This is a genomic window from Lentzea albidocapillata (assembly GCF_000719115.1).
In the GTDB taxonomy this organism is placed as follows: Bacteria; Actinomycetota; Actinomycetes; order Mycobacteriales; family Pseudonocardiaceae; genus Lentzea; species Lentzea albidocapillata.
Genome location: NZ_JOEA01000017.1, coordinates 242,214 through 258,890, shown reverse-complemented (window position 1 = coordinate 258,890; position 16,677 = coordinate 242,214). Strand labels below are relative to the sequence as shown.

General features: G+C 68.4%; 14 protein-coding genes. 7 read left to right on the top strand and 7 right to left on the bottom strand.

Features of this window, described 5'->3' with window-relative positions; all coding sequences use genetic code 11:
- Positions 1–5: 5 nt before the first annotated feature.
- On the top strand, positions 6–3,650 hold the full coding sequence (gene smc, locus IG04_RS0127880; protein WP_030479699.1) for a chromosome segregation protein SMC: 3,645 nt from the start codon (positions 6–8) through the stop codon (positions 3,648–3,650).
- A 156-nt stretch (positions 3,651–3,806) separates the two neighbouring features.
- Here the strand turns inward: smc and IG04_RS0127875 are convergent, their stop codons facing one another.
- The 3 genes from IG04_RS0127875 to IG04_RS47275 form a co-directional block, all read right to left on the bottom strand.
- Positions 3,807–4,520, bottom strand: coding sequence for a lysophospholipid acyltransferase family protein (locus tag IG04_RS0127875; protein WP_030479698.1), 714 nt, complete (start codon positions 4,518–4,520; stop codon positions 3,807–3,809).
- Positions 4,521–4,544: 24 nt separating this feature from the next.
- Positions 4,545–4,883, bottom strand: coding sequence for a hypothetical protein (locus IG04_RS0127870; RefSeq protein WP_030479697.1), 339 nt, complete (start codon positions 4,881–4,883; stop codon positions 4,545–4,547).
- Between the two features lie 128 nt (positions 4,884–5,011).
- Complete coding sequence (locus IG04_RS47275) at positions 5,012–5,461, bottom strand: tetratricopeptide repeat protein (protein ID WP_030479696.1); 450 nt, start codon at positions 5,459–5,461, stop codon at positions 5,012–5,014.
- Positions 5,462–5,551: 90 nt separating this feature from the next.
- Here IG04_RS47275 and IG04_RS47270 point away from each other — a divergent pair, with 90 nt between their 5' ends.
- Complete coding sequence (locus tag IG04_RS47270) at positions 5,552–6,487, top strand: GNAT family N-acetyltransferase (protein WP_030479695.1); 936 nt, start codon at positions 5,552–5,554, stop codon at positions 6,485–6,487.
- Here the strand turns inward: IG04_RS47270 and IG04_RS0127855 are convergent.
- Both IG04_RS0127855 and IG04_RS0127850 read right to left on the bottom strand, forming a co-directional pair.
- Complete coding sequence (locus IG04_RS0127855) at positions 6,425–7,984, bottom strand: sodium:solute symporter (RefSeq protein WP_030479694.1); 1,560 nt, start codon at positions 7,982–7,984, stop codon at positions 6,425–6,427. The genes IG04_RS47270 and IG04_RS0127855 overlap by 63 nt on opposite strands.
- Positions 7,972–9,096, bottom strand: a complete 1,125-nt coding sequence (locus IG04_RS0127850; RefSeq protein ID WP_030479693.1) for an anhydro-N-acetylmuramic acid kinase — start codon at positions 9,094–9,096, stop codon at positions 7,972–7,974. Before IG04_RS0127850 ends, IG04_RS0127855 begins: the two co-directional genes overlap by 13 nt.
- 120 nt (positions 9,097–9,216) lie before the next feature.
- Here IG04_RS0127850 and ftsY point away from each other — a divergent pair, with 120 nt between their 5' ends.
- On the top strand, positions 9,217–10,488 hold the full coding sequence (ftsY, locus tag IG04_RS0127845; RefSeq protein ID WP_030479692.1) for a signal recognition particle-docking protein FtsY: 1,272 nt from the start codon (positions 9,217–9,219) through the stop codon (positions 10,486–10,488).
- Positions 10,489–10,537: 49 nt separating this feature from the next.
- Here the strand turns inward: ftsY and IG04_RS0127840 are convergent, their stop codons facing one another.
- Positions 10,538–11,284 (bottom strand): IclR family transcriptional regulator, encoded by a 747-nt coding sequence (locus IG04_RS0127840; protein ID WP_036016023.1) that lies wholly within the window; start codon positions 11,282–11,284, stop codon positions 10,538–10,540.
- Between the two features lie 77 nt (positions 11,285–11,361).
- Here IG04_RS0127840 and aceB point away from each other — a divergent pair, with 77 nt between their 5' ends.
- The 4 genes from aceB (at position 11,362) to IG04_RS0127820 (ending at position 15,872) form a co-directional block, all read left to right on the top strand.
- Positions 11,362–12,846 (top strand): malate synthase A, encoded by a 1,485-nt coding sequence (gene aceB / locus IG04_RS0127835; protein WP_245816247.1) that lies wholly within the window; start codon positions 11,362–11,364, stop codon positions 12,844–12,846.
- Entirely contained in the window at positions 12,846–14,015 is a 1,170-nt protein-coding gene (locus IG04_RS0127830) for a DUF6986 family protein (protein ID WP_030479689.1), read from the top strand. The genes aceB and IG04_RS0127830 overlap by 1 nt, the downstream gene beginning before the upstream one ends.
- A gap of 75 nt (positions 14,016–14,090) precedes the next feature.
- Positions 14,091–14,558, top strand: coding sequence for an Imm1 family immunity protein (locus IG04_RS0127825; RefSeq protein ID WP_030479688.1), 468 nt, complete (start codon positions 14,091–14,093; stop codon positions 14,556–14,558).
- Positions 14,559–14,588: 30 nt separating this feature from the next.
- Positions 14,589–15,872 carry an NAD(P)/FAD-dependent oxidoreductase gene (locus tag IG04_RS0127820; protein ID WP_051770808.1) on the top strand — a complete coding sequence of 428 codons (1,284 nt, stop codon included), beginning with the start codon at positions 14,589–14,591 and terminating at the stop codon, positions 15,870–15,872.
- On the opposite strand, the gene pucL is transcribed toward IG04_RS0127820, so the two are convergent.
- Positions 15,799–16,677, bottom strand: coding sequence for a factor-independent urate hydroxylase (gene pucL, locus IG04_RS0127815; protein WP_030479686.1), 879 nt, complete (start codon positions 16,675–16,677; stop codon positions 15,799–15,801). The two genes, IG04_RS0127820 and pucL, sit on opposite strands and share 74 nt — an antisense overlap.

Genomic DNA, 16,677 nt, shown 5'->3' with positions numbered 1-16,677 from the left:
CCCGCGTGCATCTCAAGAGCCTGACGCTGAAGGGCTTCAAGTCCTTCGCCTCGGCTACCACGCTGCGCTTCGAGCCCGGCATCACCTGTGTGGTCGGCCCCAACGGGTCCGGCAAGTCCAACGTGCTCGACGCGCTGCGCTGGGTGATGGGCACGCAGGGTGCCAAGGACCTGCGCGGCGGCAAGATGGAGGACGTCATCTTCGCCGGCACGTCCGGCCGCGCGCCGCTGGGCCGCGCCGAGGTGACGCTGACGATCGACAACGCCGACGGCATCCTCCCGATCGAGTACACCGAGGTGTCGATCACCCGCCGGATGTTCCGCGAGGGCGGCACCGAATACGAGATCAACGGCAACTCGTGCCGCCTCATGGACATCCAGGAACTGCTGTCGGACTCCGGCATCGGCCGTGAGATGCACGTGATCGTCGGTCAGGGCCAGCTCGCCGCGATCCTCGAGTCCAAACCGGAGGAACGGCGCGCGTTCATCGAAGAGGCCGCCGGCGTCCTGAAGCACCGCAAGCGCAAGGAAAAGGCGCTGCGCAAGCTGGAGGCGATGCAGGCGAACCTGACGCGCCTCACCGACCTCACCGCGGAACTGCGCCGCCAGCTCAAGCCACTGGGCAAGCAGGCCGAGATCGCCCGCCGCGCGCAGGTCGTCCAGTCCGAGCTGCGCGACAGCAAACTCCGCCTGCTCGCCGACGACCTGGTGACGCAGCGCGAGGCCATCGCGCAGGAGGAGCACGACGAGGCGAAGGCCCGCGCGCGCCGCGCCGAGGTCGAGAAGTCGTTGCAGGCGGCGCAGTACCAGCAGAACGAGCTGGAGGAGCGGGTCGCCGCCGACTCGCCGAAGCTGCAGGCCGCACAGGACACCTGGTACCGGCTGTCCGCTTTGGAGGAACGCCTCCGCGGCACCGTGCGCCTTGCCGCCGAACGAGCCCGCCACCTGTCTGCGGACGTCGACGCGCCCAGCAGAGGCCGCGATCCCGACGACCTCGACCGCGAGGCCGAGGAGACCGCCGAGATGGAGCTGGAGCTCCAGGAAGGCGTGACCGAGGCCCGCATCGCGCTGGCCGAGGCCGTCGAGACGCGCGCCGAACTGGAGCGCATGGTCTCGCAGGCGGAGAAGGCGCACATCGCCGCCGTCCGCGCGATCGCCGACCGCCGGGAGGGCCTCGCGCGCCTGTCCGGTCAGGTGGAAGCGTTGCGCAGCAAGACGAACGCGACCGCCGAGGAGATCGAACGCCTCTCCGTCACGCTGTCCGAGGCGTCCGAACGCGCCGAGTACGCGTCGATGGAGCTGGCCGAGGCCCGCGAGATCACCGGCACCGAGGACGAGGACGACCACGGCCTCGACGAACGCCACCACCAGGCCGTGCAGTCCAACGACGCGGCACGGCAGCGCGTCGAGGAACTGGTGAAGGCCGAACGCACTGCGGAACGGGACATCGCGTCGTGGCGCGCTCGCGTCGACGCTCTCTCGCTGGGCCTCACGCGCAAGGACGGCGCGGGCGCGCTGCTCGCGTCGGACGTGCCGGGCCTGCTGGGTTCCGTCGCCGCGCTGCTGACCGTCGAACCCGGCTACGAGGTCGCGCTGGCCGCCGCGCTCGGCCCGATCGCCGACGCCGTCGCGGTGTCGTCCGGTGACGGCGCGCTCGCGGCACTGAAGCTGTTGAAGGAGAAGGACGGCGGCCGCGCCGGTGTGCTGATCGGCTCACCCGGATCCACTGTGGACACCTCGCAGTGGGGCTACCTGCCGCACGGCGCGAGGTGGGCGATCGACGTCGTGCACGCGCCCGAGGCGTTGCGTCCGGCGTTGGCTCGCGCGCTCGATCGCCTTGCTGTGGTGGGAGATCTGGACACCGCGGCTGGGTTCAACGGTCGCGCGGTGACCCGGGAGGGCGACCTCTTCGGCACGGACTGGGCCGTCGGTGGCTCGGGTGCCCAGGGGCAGAGCGTCATCGAGGTGCAGGCCGCGGTCGACGAGGCGCAGGAGCAGCTCGCGACCGCGGAACGGGCGCTGGAGCACGCTTCGGCCGCGCTCGAAGGCGCTCGTGCCGAGCAGCAGGCCCGCCGCAAGGTGCTCGACGCGGTCAAGGAGGCCATGCAGGAGGCCAAGGTCCGCCAGGCCCGCTCCGGCGAGCGGCTGAACCGGATGGCCACGGCCGTGCGGTCCGCGCAGGCCGAGGTCAACCGCATCTCCGAGCAGCGTGCCAGGGTCGAGCGGTCGCGCGAGGAAGCCCTGATGAAGCTGGGCGAGCTCGAAGAGCGGCTGCTGATGGCCGAGGAGGAGCAGACCCTCGACGACGAGCCGGACACCGACCAGCGTGACGCGCTGGCCGCGGAGCTCGCTCAGGCCCGCCAGGCCGAGATGGACGCACGTCTGGTGCAGCGCACCGCGGAAGAGCGCGCACGGGCGTTGCAGGGCAAGGCAGAGGGCCTGCGCCGTGCCGCCCGCGCCGAGCGTGAGGCCCGCGAACGCCACGCCCGCGCCACCCAGCACCGCGCCCGTGGTGCCGTGGTCGCGAAGGCCGTCGTCCGCGGCGGCGAGCAGGCGCTGGAACGCATCGAGATCTCGCTGTCCCGTGCCGCCCGCGAGCGCGACCAGGCCCAGGAACGCCGTTCGCAGCACGAACTCCTGCTGACCCAGGTGCGTGGGCTGGTGCGGGAGATGTCCGGCGAGCTGGAGAAGCTCGTCGACGCCGTGCACCGCGACGAGGTCCTGCGCGCTGAGCAGCGCATGCGCATCGAGCAGCTGGAAACCAAGATCGCCGAGGACTTCGGCATCGGCCTGGAAGACCTCGCCAACGAATACGGCCCCGACGTCATGGTGCCCGCGTCGGCCGCCGAGATGGCCGAGTACCAGGCCGCCAAGGAACGCGGCGAGCAGGTCTCCGAGCCGCAGCCGATGCCGTACGACCGTGACACCCAGCTCCGCCGCGCCAAGCGCGCCGAGCGCGACATGTCGTTGCTGGGCAAGGTGAACCCGCTCGCGCTGGAGGAGTTCGCCGCGCTGGAGGAGCGCTACAAGTTCCTCTCCACGCAGCTCGAGGACATCAAGGACACCCGCCGCGACCTGCTCACGGTCGTGAAGGAGGTCGACGACAAGATCCTCGAGGTCTTCACGCTGGCCTACGAGGACGTGGCGCGCGAGTTCGAGATCGTCTTCAAGGTCCTGTTCCCCGGCGGTGACGGCCGCCTGGTGCTGACCGAGCCCGGCGACATGCTGACCACCGGCATCGAACTGGAGGCCCGCCCGCCCGGCAAGAAGGTCAAGCGCCTGTCGCTGCTCTCCGGTGGCGAGAAGTCGCTGGCAGCGGTCGCGATGCTGGTCGCGATCTTCCGCGCCCGTCCCTCACCGTTCTACGTGATGGACGAGGTCGAGGCGGCGCTGGACGACACGAACCTGCACCGGCTGATCGGCCTGTTCGAGCAGTTGCGGGAACGGTCGCAGCTGCTGATCATCACGCACCAGAAGCCGACCATGGAGATCGCGGACGCGCTGTACGGCGTCTCGATGCGCGGTGACGGCATCTCGCAGGTGATCTCGCAGCGGCTGCGCACGACGGGTGACGAGCCCGCGCGTGCGAAACCCGCTGCGGTAGCGGCGCCCGTGGAGTCTTCGCCTGAACCGGCGGACGCAGAGGTCTGAGAGGGCGGTCGGAGCGGGCGCCTGGGGGGCTTCAACCAGCCCCGACCGCGGCCTCTACGCGCCTGAAGGGGTGAGATCCCCCGGTTCCACCTCACCACTCCAGGTGCGCACCGCAAGTCTGCCCGACGGACCTTGTGAAAACCTTGTATCGCCAGGTCAGGCGCCGCGGCCGTCCAGCCGTGCCGCTTGTTCCGGGGTGGGCGCGGTGCCGCCGAGGTGCGCCGGCGCCCACCAGGCACCGGGTTCGGTCGGGTAGGAGGCCTGCGCGGTGTCCAGCAGGTCCTGCATCCGCTTGCGCAGCACGCCGTCGCCGGAGTCGCCGGGGGAGGGCTCGAACGGCTCGCCGATGAGGATGGTGACCGGCACGTGCCGCTGGGTCAGGTTCTTGGGACGGCCCTTGGTCCACAGGCGCTGGGTTCCCCACAGCGCGACGGGGATGATCGGCACGCCGGCCTCGTGCGCCAGGCGGTTCGCGCCGGACTTGATGTCCTTGACCGTGAATGAACGGCTGATCGTGGCCTCGGGGAAGATCCCGACGACCTCGCCGGTGCGGAGCGCGGACAGGGCCTGCTGGTAGGAGCCCTGACCCGCGCTCCGGTCGACGGGGATGTGGTGCATGCCGCGCATGAGCGGGCCTGCGATCTTGTTGGCGAAGATCTCGTGCTTCGCCATGAACCGCGTGAGGCGCCCCGAGGAATCCGCGCCGAAGCCCGCGAAGATGAAGTCGAGGTAGCTGACGTGGTTCGACGCCAGTACCGCCCCACCCGTGCGGGGAACGTGGTGCGCCCCCTCGACGGTGATCCGCAGGTCGAGCACCTTGAACATGAGCTTGGCTGCGGCGATCACCGGGGGATATACGCGATCCGACATGCTTCCGAACGGTAGCCGTAAGGACTACTGACCGGTAGCGGCCCCTTCGTGTTCTCGCATGATCTTTGGCACGCCCGCCAGATCCTCGTCGTTGCACAGCAGCTTGAGGTCGTAGTACGGGTTGCCGTGGGTGTCGTCGTAGTCGAGATGGACTGCGATCACGTCCACGGGCTCGCCCAGCCAGTCCTGGGTCTGCCGCAACCAGGCGGCAGCGCGTTCCAGAGCTGACGGAAGATCATCGTCTCGGAATTCGACCGGCCGATACGGAACACCCTGGACACCGTCCCGGTTGTTCGGTGGCAAGGGCAGGTCGACGGCCACCCCGGATTCGTTGAGATCGAGTTGGATCGTTTCCTCACTCACTGTAGAAGCGTCCCCCACCCTCACCTGCCCTGCAAGCCCGAATCTGGGGGTTGCGCCTGCGACGTGGGTGTTCGTGACACGGCATACCAGCGCCGCGGAGCCCACCGGTGTGAGTGATGTCTCGTGCGTCATGTAGTGCGCTTCAAGAACGCGATGTCGCGCTTCACCTTCGTGATCCGGTCGTGCGTGGGCATGAGCAGCCGCGACAGCGCCGTCAGCAGCTGCTCCAGGTCCGCGGCCGCTCCTGCCGTGTCACCGGCCGAATAGCGCAGGCCGGCCAGCAGTTGCCTGGTCTCCAGGACGTCGTCGTGCTCGGGCCCCAGCACCCGGACCTGGTCGCGCAGCAGCGGCTCGCAGACCTCGACGGCCTTGCCGAACTGCTTCGCCGTGCCCAGCACCCGCGCCAGGTTCAGGCGGACGGCGAGGGTCGCGGGGTCGTCCGCACCCGCCACTCGCGTGAAATCCCTCGCGAGCGCCCTGAACTCGGCGGCCGCGCCCCTGAAGTCGCCCGCGTGGGCCCTGGCCTGCGCCTGAGCGTTCCTGGCGGTCAGCTCTTCGAGTTCTCCGACGGACGACATCCGCGCGATTTTACAGAGCAACGCGTTCGTGACCTGGGACAGGCGAAAACTCCCTCGCTTCGAACGGCCGTGCGAGTGACCATTCCTCTTATGTACGACATCCGTTTCGCCGAACCTGGCGACCTCGGCGCCACGATGGCGCTGCTGGTCCGGCTCCAGGCCGACAAGGCGCACCACATCGGGTACCTCGGTGAGACAGTCGAAGAGCTCCGCGCGGAGCTCGGCGAGTTCGAGCCCTCCTGGGCGGACTGCACGGTGGTGGCCGTCGACGCCGACGACAACATCACCGGCATGCTCAGCGTGGAGATCGATGCCGAGCTCGGCCGTGCGTGGCTGCACGGACCGTTCGTCGACGTACCGGTCAACCACCCCGCGGGCAGCCGCATCTGGGACCAGACCGCCGACGCCATGTTCCGGCGCGTCACCGAGCTCCTCGCCGGCATCACCGACCACGAGCTCTACGGGCACACAGCCCACCGGCGACTGGCGGCGTTCGCCGAACGGCACGCCTTCAGCGCCGGCAAGGCGAGCGCCATCCACCTACTCGACAACGGGGACCTGCGCACGTTGCTGCTCAGGGACGCCAAATGTCCCAGCGACCGTGAGATGCGCGTCCTCCCGACCGACCGGTTCGTGCACGAGGCCGTCGCGGTCCTGCACGAACGATGTTTCCCGCACACGTACCTGTCCGGCAAACAACTCGTCGAATCCGATCCGGCCAAACGTACGGTCGTCGTCGCCATGGACGGCGAACGCGTGCTCGGCTACGCCGCGGGCAAAGCCCAGCCCGAGGAGTACTACGTCGACTTCGTGGCCGTCGAGCCCGACGTCCGCGGTCAGGGCGTCGGCGCTGCCCTCGTCACCGAACTGCTGTGGAAGCTCGCGGCGGACCACGGTGCTCGACCGCAGGCCGCCGCGTCCATCTACGCGGGCAACGAGTCGTCGCAGAACATGTTCGCCCGCCTAGGATTCCGCCTTCACATCGAGCTCGTCTCGTACCGGCACACCGCGTGCGTGCCGCAATGACAGCAACCCACCCACGAGCAAGGTGACCGCCACCCCCAGGGGCGTGTTCCACCAGCCGGTCAAGGACTTCAGGTCGGCCGTCGCCTTCCCGAAGTTGATCGTCGGCGTGCTGCCGGCGAACTTGACGCCGAGAATCACGAAACCGACGACCAGCACCGTCGACACGAACGCGATGATCGCGTCCACCTGCGTGACGCGCTTGAAGATCAGGCCGAGAAGGAAGGCCCCGAGCAGCGCGCCGTAGGTGTAGCCGGCGATGCCGAGCGCCTGCACCACGATCGGATCCGCCGTGGTCTTGTTCGAGGAAGCGAACAGGCCCGCGCAGACGATCAGCAGACCCGCCCACGCGAGGGTCCAGAGCCGGCCGTGGCGCAGGCGTTCCTGGTCGGTCATCGGGGTTTTGCGGATGCGTTCGTAGACGTCGGTGACCGTGCTGGAGGCCAGGGCGCCCAGCGACGACGACAGCGCGGCGGCGAGGATGCCGGCGATCACGAAGCCGGACAGGCCCGACGGCAGCGAGTTGACGATGAAGTACCCGAAGAGCTCGTCCTTGTTGCCGAGCTTCAGGTCCTTCACCGGGTCCACGCCGTTGTAGAACGCCCACAGCATCACGCCGATGAACAAGAAGAACGCGAACTGCAGGAACACCACGAAACCGGAGGCGATCAACGCCTTCTGCGCGGACTTCACGTCCTTGGTGGACATGAGCCGCTGCACGATCAGCTGGTCCGCGCCGTGCGAGGCCATCGACAGCAGCGCACCGCCGAAGAACGCCGCGATGAACGGGTACGCGCCCGTCAGCGGTGACGAGGTGAAGTCGAACATCTGGAACTTGTTGACGTCGAGGGCCTTGGAGAACCAGCCGTCCGACAGTTGGCCCGACAGCCACCAGATCACCACGGCGCCGCCGAGGACGTACCAGAGCATCTGGATCGCGTCGACCCACACGACCGCGCGCACGCCGCCGAAGAAGCTGTAGAACACCATCGCGATGCCGAGCGCCAGGATGATCGTCCAGTAGTTCGCGTCGATGCCGTACTGGGCGAGCACCAGCTTGATCGGGATGGCCGTCGCGAAGAGCCGGATGCCGTCCGCGAGCAGGCGGGTGAAGAGGAACGTCACGGACGCCGTGGCGCGCATGCCGTTGCCGTAGCGCTTGCCCAGGAACGCGTACGCCGTCACGAGGTCACCGGCGATGTAGCGCGGCAGCAGCACGAAGCTGACGATGATGCGGCCGACGATGTAGCCCAGCGCGAGCGTCAGGTACGTCATGCCGCCTTGCGCGGGCGTCGCCATGTACGCGATCACCGGCACGCTCAGCACCGTGAGCGTCGACGTCTCCGCGGACACGACCGAGAGACAGACGACCCACCACGAGATGCGTTTCTCGCTGACGAAGTAGTCGGTGGACGACTTCTGCCTGCCGCCGATCCACATGCCGAGCAACGGCATTCCGACGAGGAACAGGACGATGATCGCGAGGTCTAGTGCACGCACTTCGGGTCCCCCACATTCAGCTTGGTCACTGGACCGGTGACGGGTTCTGGCAGTCGCAGCGGCCCGTCGCCGGGCGTGATGCTGCCGAGCAGCCGCGGCCCGGACGCGCCGGTCGCGGACGGCGTGTTGCCCGCGACCCCGTGCCACGTCAGGAATCCGAGCAGCGCGGCGAGGTAGGCCTCCTTGCCGTCGCGCGGCAGGCCCAGCGAGTCGCTGATCTTCAACGGGATGGGGTCGAGCGCCTTGGTCAGCGCCTCGACCAGCACCGGGTTGCGCATCCCGCCGCCGGACGCGACGACGGTGCTCGCGTCGTGCGCGCGGCAGGCGTCGGCGATGGTGCGGGCGGTGAGTTCGGCGAGCGTGCGGAGCATGTCCTCGGCCTGGACCGTCGGGAGGCCCTGGAGGTACTCGGCGTTGAAGTGCTCCTTGCCGGTCGACTTCGGCCACGGCTTGGCGTAGTACGGGTCGGCGAGGAGCTTCTTGAGGACGTCCTCGCGGACGTTGCCCCTGCTCGCGAACTCGCCGTTGGTGTCCTGGCGCCGTTCGCCGTTGGACAGCACCTCCATGACGGCGTCCATCAGCGCGTTGCCGGGCCCTGTGTCGTACGCGATGGGCTGGCTTCCGGGTCTCACGACGGTGATGTTCGCGATGCCCCCGATGTTCAGCGCGATCGCGTTCTCCGCCATGCCGGCGAGCCACAGCGCGTCGAGGGTGCTCGCGAGAGGCGCTCCATGGCCTCCCGCGGCCACGTCGCGGACCCTGAGGTCAGCGACGACGGGGACACCGGTGCGTTCGGCGATCCAGGCGGGCTGGCCGAGCTGCAACGTGCCGAGGCAGTCGCCGTCCTGCACCTCGTGGTGCACGGTCTGCCCGAGCGAGGAGATCAGGTCCGCCGGCAGGTACCCGGCGGCGACTTCGCCGAAAGCCTGTCCGAGCGACGTGTCGAAGGCGCACACTTCAGCGAGGTCCCGTGGTTTCTCGAGAAGGTCCTTCGGGAACGGGTGCTCGGCGCACTGCACCGGCACGAGCTCGACGACGTCGCCGTGGATCGACAGGTCGGCGACGGCGACGTCGATACCGTCCATCGACGTGCCGGAAATCAGTCCGATCACCCTCACGACGTGTGGTCTATTCCACAGTGTGGCGGGACGCAAGGGCTTTGGTGAAATCTTCGCCTAAATGAGCAATAGATGGTTGGCAGGTCACATGAGGGTCTGTGAAACCATGAGCCCGTGTCGACGTCCTCCCTTGTCCTGATCCTCGTCGTCGTGGCGGTCGTCCTGATCGCCGCGCTGGTGACCGGTGTGGTGCTGACGCGTCGCCGTCGCATCAGCCTGACCCAGAAGGAGGAGACGCCGAGGCCTGGCGGATACCAGGCGTCGTCCGGGATCTCGCTGACCCCGGCCGCCCCCGAAGCCACCACCGCCGAGGCCCCGGTGCCCGTCGAGCACCCGGTGGCCGAGCGGACCGAGGTCGACGGCCAGCCGGGAGTCGGCGACGACGCCTCCGTGCCACGCGACTCGGCGAAGCGCGGCTTCGTCGAGGTCGACCTGCCGGAAGAGGCGTCCGAGGTCGAGGAGATCGAGCCGACGGCCGGTCGCCTGGAACGTCTGCGCGGCAAGCTCTCGAAGTCGCGCAACGCGTTCGGCACCTCGCTGCTGGGTCTGCTCGGCGCGGGCGACCTGGACGAGGACTCGTGGCAGGACGTCGAGGACACGCTGCTGATCGCCGATCTGGGCGCGGCCACGACGACCGAGATCGTGTCGACGCTCCGCTCGAAGATCGCCGGTTCCGGGGTGCGGACCGAGGCTGAAGCTCAGGCGTTGGTGCGGTCCGTGCTCGTCGACGCTCTCGGGCCGACGATGGATCGCTCTTTGAAGGCTCTGCCGCACGCCGGCAAGCCCGCTGTGTTGCTGGTGGTCGGGGTCAACGGGGTCGGCAAGACGACCACCACCGGCAAGTTGGCACGCGTTCTGGTCGCTGACGGGCGGACGGTGTTGCTCGGTGCCGCTGACACGTTCCGTGCTGCAGCTGCCGACCAGTTGGAGACCTGGGGCAAGCGGGTCGGTGCGGAGACCGTGCGCGGGCCTGAGGGCGGCGACCCGGCGTCCGTGGCTTTCGAGTCGGTGAAGCGGGGCATGGACACCGGGGTCGACACGGTGCTGATCGACACTGCCGGGCGGTTGCACACCAAGAAGGGCTTGATGGACGAGCTCGGCAAGGTGAAGCGCGTCATCGAGAAGCAGGCCGTGGTGGACGAGGTTCTGCTGGTTCTGGATGCCACGACCGGGCAGAACGGGCTCACGCAGGCTCGGGTGTTCGCTGAGCAGGTTGCCATCACCGGGATCGTGCTGACCAAGCTGGACGGTACCGCCAAGGGTGGGATTGTTTTTCAGGTGCAGCGTGAGCTTGGGGTGCCGGTGAAGCTGGTTGGGCTGGGTGAAGGGGCTGACCACCTGGCTCCGTTTGAGCCTGGGGCGTTTGTGGATGCATTGCTGGGCTGATTGCCTGGTCCGTTTGGTAAGGACGGCTTGCCTTCGGCTTCGCGTGCGATCAGGCAGTTGCGGCTTGGTCCGCCAGTCGCTTCGCGACCGCCAGAACCTCGGGCAGGATGCGGTTCACAGCGTCCTTGGTGAGCCTGCCCTCCGGGCCTGACACCGATACGGCGGCCAGCGTCGGGCCGCCCACCACCGGCACCGCGATGCACCGCACGCCGAGTTCCTGTTCGGACTCGTCCAGCGCGAAGCCGCGTTCTGCGATCTCGTCGAGCGAGTCGAGCAGTTCGGTGGCGTCGGTGATCGTGTTCGACGTGTACGCGGGCAGGCCGGTGCGTTCCAGTAGTGCGCGAACGTCCGCGCGGGGGAGCTGCGAGAGCATCGCCTTGCCGACGCCTGTGCCGTGCGGCAGCAACCGCCGGCCCACCTCCGTGAACATGCGCATCGAGTGCTTCGACGGCACCTGCGCCACGTAGACGACCTCGTCGCCGTCCAGGACGGCCAGGTTCGCCGTTTCCTCCACCGAGTCGACCAGCTGGGACAGCAGCGGCCTGGCCCACGTGCCGTACTGGCGGGAAGCTGTTTCGCCGAGGCGGATCAGGCGGGAGCCGAGGGTGTAGCGCCGGTTGCTGTTCTGCCTTACATAGCCCAGCGTGACAAGGGTGCGGATGAGGCGGTGGATCGTGGGGAGTGGCAGGCCCGACGTTGCCGCCAGCTCTGAGAGTGACGCTTCACCGCCTGCGTCTGCTAGGCGTTCTAGCAGGTCGAAGGCTCTTTGCAGGGACTGCACGCCACCTGTGGACACGGTGCGGCTCCTCTCGTTGCAGTTCCGCAATGCAAAAACTATAGTCCACACAGCAAAACCGAGAGAGGTGGATCCAGGTGCAGGTCCTGACCGAAGAGGCTCTTGAGTTCGTCGCGAAGCTGCATGAGGCGCACGCCGCCCGCAGGGACGAGTTGCTCGCCCTTCGCAAGGAGCGCCGGCCCCTCGGGTTCCTCCCCGAGACGCAGGACGTGCGGGACGGTGAGTGGCGGGTTGCCGAAGCGCCCGAACCGCTGCGCGACCGGCGCGTCGAGATCACCGGGCCCACCGAGCGCAAGATGACGATCAACGCGCTCAACTCCGGTGCCAGGGTGTGGCTCGCGGACCTGGAGGACGCGAACACGCCGCATTGGGACAACGTCGTGCAGGGGCAGGTGAACCTGTACGAGGCGGCGCGGGAGACGATCGCGTTCACCTCGCCGGAGGGCAAGGAGTACACGCTCAAGGGCGGGCCGTACCCGACGATCGTCGTGCGGCCGCGCGGGTGGCACCTCGACGAGCGGAACCTGCAGTTCGGTGGGAAGAACGCCGTTGGTGCGCTCGTGGACTTCGGGCTGCACTTCTTCCACAACGCCGAGCTTGGCAAGCCGTACTACTACCTGCCGAAGATGGAATCGCACCTCGAAGCACGGCTGTGGAACGACGTTTTCACGACGGCGCAAAAGCTCAAGGGCGTGCCGCACGGCACCATCAGGGCGACGGTGCTCATCGAGACGATTCCCGCCGCGTTCCAGATGGAGGAGATCCTCTACGAACTGCGCGACCACGCGTCGGGCCTCAACGCCGGTCGGTGGGACTACCTCTTCAGCGTCATCAAGTACTTCCGTGACGCGGGTGCGGACTACGTGTTGCCGGACCGCAACAGCGTCACGATGACGGCGCCGTTCATGCGCGCGTACACCGAGCTTCTGGTGAAGACGTGCCACAAGCGCGGGGCGTTCGCCATGGGTGGCATGGCCGCGTTCATCCCGAACCGGCGTGACCCCGAGGTCACCGAGAACGCGCTGCGCAAGGTTCGTGAGGACAAGACGCGCGAGGCGAACGACGGTTTCGACGGGTCGTGGGTGGCGCATCCTGACCTCGTGCCGATCTGCCGCGAGATCTTCGACGGGGTGCTGGATGATCGGCCGAACCAGATCGACAAGCAGCGTCCGGAGGTCAGCGTCACCGCGGAGCAGTTGCTCGACTTCAAGTCGGCGGGTGGTGCGGCGACGCGTGCGGGACTCGAGGCCGCCGTCGACGTCGGCGTGCGGTACATCGCGTCCTGGCTGGGCGGCAACGGCGCGGCGGCGATCCACAACCTGATGGAGGACGCGGCCACCGCGGAGATCAGCAGGTCGCAGATCTGGCAGTGGATCAACAACAAGGTCGTGCTCGACGACGGCACGCAGGTCACCGCCGACGCCGTGCGGCAGGTGCTGACGCGGGTGGGCAATGAGCTGGAAGGGCCGCACGTCGCGGCGGCCGTCGAGCTGTTCGAGCAGGTCGCGTTGTCCGAGGACTTCGTGGACTTCCTGACGCTGCCGGCGTACGAGCGCATCTGATGTACGAGACATCGCTGTCTCCCGAGGACGTCGCGCGGGTGACCGCCCGGCTGTCCACTGTGGAACGCAGCTGGCCGGTGGGGCGTCAGCCCGTCCACACCTGCTACGTGCCCGCCGGTCGCATCATCGGGACCACGGTCGCCGACTGGGGCCGTGAGGCGCTGGAGTCGATCGAACCGGAACTGCTTCCGGAACTGCCCGAGGGCGCGCTGGAACGCGTCGAGGCCAAGCTCCGCCGCGAGCCGATCGAGGACCTGCGGATCGACTTCGAGGACGGCTACGGCGCGCCCGAGGACGACGTCGAGGACATGGACGCCGAGAGCACGGCGATCCTCCTGGCGCGCTGGGTCGCCGACGGCACCGCGCCGCCGTCGTCCGGGCTGCGGATCAAGTCGTTCGACACGGCCGAACTGCGCGAGCGCGGCCTGCGCACGCTGGACATCTTCCTGACGGCACTGGGAGAGATCCCGCCGGGTTTCGTGATCACCTTTCCCAAGGTGACGTCGGTCGACCAGGTCGAGGTCTTCGGTGAGGTGCTCGACCTCTTCGGCGGGGATCTGAGGTTCGAGATCCAGGTGGAGACCACCCAGTCCATCGTGGACGGTGAGGGACGGCTCGCGATCCCGCGGTTCATCGAGGCCGGGCGGGGCCGCGTGACAGGTCTGCACTTCGGCACCTACGACTACACGGCGGGCTGCGGGCTGTCCGCGGCGCAGCAGCACCTGGCGCACGGCGCGTGCGACTTCGCCCGGCACGTGATGCAGGTTTCCGCCGCCGGCACGGGTGTTCGGCTGTCGGACGGCTCCACCAACGTGCTTCCCGTCGGTGATCAGAAGAAGCACGGCTGGGACACCCACTACCGGCTCACGCGACGTTCGCTGGAGCACGGTTTCCACCAGGGCTGGGACCTGCACCCGGCCCAGCTGGTGACGCGGTACGCGGCCGTCTACGCCTTCTACCGGGAGGGTCTGGAGGCGGACGCGGCACGGCTGAAGGCCTACGTGGAGAACGTTTCGGGAGGCGTCCTGGACGAGCCGGCGACCGCTCAGGCGCTGTCGTCGTTCTTCCTCCGAGCGGTGGACTGCGGTGCGCTCGATCCGGTGGAGGTGCAGGTCGCGACAGGTCTGGACGAGTCAGCACTGCGAGGGCTCGCCACCCGTTCGAGCTGATCGGGTCATCACCCGTTCGTGTGGTTCCGTCAATGGGTGTCGAATAGTGCGGGTATTGGGTGCAGGGTGGCTCGCATGAGCATGCGTGCGGGCCTCTGGACCGGCCTACCCGACCTCGAGGCGGCCGAGCACAAGTACCAGGTCGTCGCGTGCGAGGCGGATGTGGACACGCTGATCAGGCTGCTCGACCGGCCCGAGTGCAACGACGGGTCGCTCGACCACTTCGGCCGCGACCTCACCGCCGAGGGCGACGCGGACCACAACGTCGTGCTCGCCGTGCGCGGTGCGTGGGGCTACATGTTCTACGTCGATAACACCTTCATGGGCTGGCCGAAGGGGTCCGCGGAAGCGCCGTACGTCAACGAGAAGTACACGGACTTCCCGCCCGGCGTCGGCGTTCCGCTCGACCTGTTCCGGCAGCTGCTGATCGAGTTCATGATCTCCGGCGAACGGCCGACCGGCGTCGACTGGTACGGCGAGGCGGACCTGTTCCACTCGTGGCGTGATCAGCAGATGTCGTTGCGCACGAGCGAGAACCGCTGACGCTCGGCTGATCGCTGGTTGAATGGCTGTATGAAGGCCGTGGTGATGGGTGGGGGAATCGCCGGCTTGCTGGCTGCTCGGGTGCTGACCGAGACGTGCGACGAGGTGGTGGTCCTGGAGCGGGACGAACTGCCGGAGGAGCCCGAGTACCGGGCGGGCGTGCCGCAGGGCCGGCACGTGCACGGGTTGCTGGTGCGCGGTGGTGAGCTGCTGGAGGGGCTGTTCCCCGGCCTGCGCGAGGAACTCGTGACGCAGGGGGCGGCACTCGCCGACGCGGGGGACATGCGGATCCTCAACCCGCTCGGCTGGCTCGCCACGGCGCACACGGGCATGCCGCTGCTGTCGTTGAGCCGCCCGCTGCTGGAGACCTGCATCCGGCGGCGGGTCACGGCCGAGATCGTGGACGGCGTGCACATCACCGGGCTGTCGTTCCGCGACGGCGCCGTGGACGGCGTGCTCACGCGTGACGGCAGGGTCGACGCGGACCTGGTCGTCGACGCGACCGGCAGGTCGTCGAAGCTGCCGGTCTGGCTCGCCACCGCGGGGATCACGACGCCGGAACCGGAGGTGGTCGACTCCGGCACCGGGTACGCGACCCGGATCTACACCGCGCCGCAGGGCTTTCCCGTGGCGTACGCGGAAAGCCTGTCCGCACCGGACCTCCCGCGCGGCGTCGCGGCGATGCGCGTCGAGGGCGACCGGCTCATGGTCACCGCACAGGGCGCCGCCGGTGATCACCCGCCGCGCGACCTCGACGGCTACCAGGAGTTCCTGGACTCGTTGCGGGTACCGATCTCGGAGATGCTCGCCGACGCCGAACCGCTCACACCCGTCTACCTCTTCGCCCGCACGGCCAGTCGCCGCAACGCTTTCGAGGACACCTCGAACTGGCCCGGCGGGCTGGTAGCGGTGGGCGACGCGGTGTGCGCGTTCAACCCCGTGTACGGGCAGGGGATCACGGTCGCGGCGATGGAGGCGTTGTTGTTCCGGCAGCACGAGGACTTCAGCGCCAAGGGCTGCCGGGCGTTCCAGCGCAAGGTCGCGAAGGCCGCGCAGGGGACGTGGGCGATGTCGAGCAACGCCGACCGCAGCTGGGTGGAGACCCGGCGTGGCGGCCTGCTCGGCTGGTACCTCAAGAAGTGGCAGGCCGGGATCGTGCACGACCCCGACCTGTTCCGGCGCTTCGTCCGGGTCGTGCACATGGTCGCGACGCCTGCGAGCCTGCTCAACCCGGTGGTGTTCAGAAGGCTGGCAAAGTACTCCAGGCCTGGCCCGCGTCCGGAGCGTCGTCCCGCAGGATCGAGCCCTCGATGAGCCCGTACGGGCGGTCCGCGGCGTAGAAGACCTCGTTGTCGTTCTCCAGGCCGAACGCGCTGAGGTCCACCAGGAAGTGGTGCTTGTTCGGCATGGAGAGCCGCACCTCGGCGACCTCCGGACGTGCGTTCAGCACTGCCTCGCCCATCGCGTACAGCGTCTGCTGCAACGACAGGGAATGCTTGTCCGCGAACGTCTTCAGCATCACGGACCGGATCTCCGCGAACGACTTCGCCCAGTCGACCTCGGTGCCGATGTAACGCCAGCGGGCCGTCACGGACGTCGCCAGGATGCGGTCGTTGGTCTCCTTCAGGGTCGTGTACGGGTCCTTCGGGTAGCCGTGGAACTCCGAACCGGTCGACTTCAGCACCACCATGTCGCGTACGCCCGACACGACCCACGCCTGCGAGCCGTCGATCGTCACGGCGGTGGTGCGCTTCTCGTTCGACCCCTGGACGAACGAGTGGTCGTGGCCGTCGATGCGGTCCCAGGCGTGCTCGTCGATCAGGATGCGGGCGCCCGTGATCGGCTCCTGCGAGCCGACGAAGTGGCGGCCCAGGCGCAGCGCGAAGTCCTCGATCTCACCGACCGGCGACTCCTTGGCGAAGGCGTAGACGGTGTTCTTCTGCGTGTCGGTCGCGAGCACCTTGGCGTTGTCGCCGGTCAGGTGCGTGTCGGCGAGGTCTCCGCGCAGCGAGGTGCTGACGGTGAGGTCTTTGATGGTGTGCACGGAACCGTTGCGCGACACCGTGACGAGGCGGTTCTCCGCCTTTCCGTACTGGTTGGGGCCCAGGACGATGGCCAT